The sequence below is a fragment of the Paenibacillus sp. MMO-177 genome, from assembly GCF_037147795.1.
Classification (GTDB): domain Bacteria; phylum Bacillota; class Bacilli; order Paenibacillales; family Paenibacillaceae; genus Pristimantibacillus.
Genome location: NZ_JBBCUR010000032.1, coordinates 1 through 568, shown reverse-complemented (window position 1 = coordinate 568; position 568 = coordinate 1). Strand labels below are relative to the sequence as shown.

The window sequence follows — 568 nt, the reverse complement described above, 5'->3', positions numbered from 1 at the left end:
CAAGGAGCCAGCCGTCGAAGGTGGGGTAGATGATTGGGGTGAAGTCGTAACAAGGTAGCCGTATCGGAAGGTGCGGCTGGATCACCTCCTTTCTAAGGGAATACCCGATCACGATGATGATCGGATAAATCAGGTAGGTTAGTCGCTCGCTCGTTGTCAGTTTTGAAGGAACAATTGGAACCCCAAAAAGTGAAGTTAAGCTATGTAGCTTATGCCGATTACTTTTCGGGGACCCCGATAAATCTTTCAATTAAATAGTTGTTAAGGGCCTTTAGCTCAGCTGGTTAGAGCGCACCCCTGATAAGGGTGAGGTCGGTGGTTCGAGTCCACTAAGGCCCACCATTATCCTTTCGATAATGACAACTTATACCCTATGGGGCCATAGCTCAGCTGGGAGAGCGCCTGCCTTGCAAGCAGGAGGTCAGGAGTTCGATCCTCCTTGGCTCCACCAATATTTAAATTTGTTCCTTGAAAACTGGATAGCGAAAGATGAAACATCCTTAAGCAACAAATGTTTTTATTAGGTTAAGCTAATAAGAGCGCACGGAGGATGCCTAGGCACTAGGAG

2 tRNA genes and 1 rRNA gene are annotated in these 568 nt (G+C 47.4%); all 3 read left to right on the top strand.

Features of this window, described 5'->3' with window-relative positions:
* A 16S ribosomal RNA gene (locus WFK81_RS30735) occupies positions 1-92 on the top strand; the annotation flags it as partial.
* A 173-nt stretch (positions 93-265) separates the two neighbouring features.
* A tRNA-Ile gene (locus WFK81_RS30730) sits at positions 266-342 on the top strand.
* 33 nt (positions 343-375) lie between these two features.
* Positions 376-451, top strand: a tRNA-Ala gene (locus WFK81_RS30725).
* Positions 452-568 lie beyond the last annotated feature (117 nt).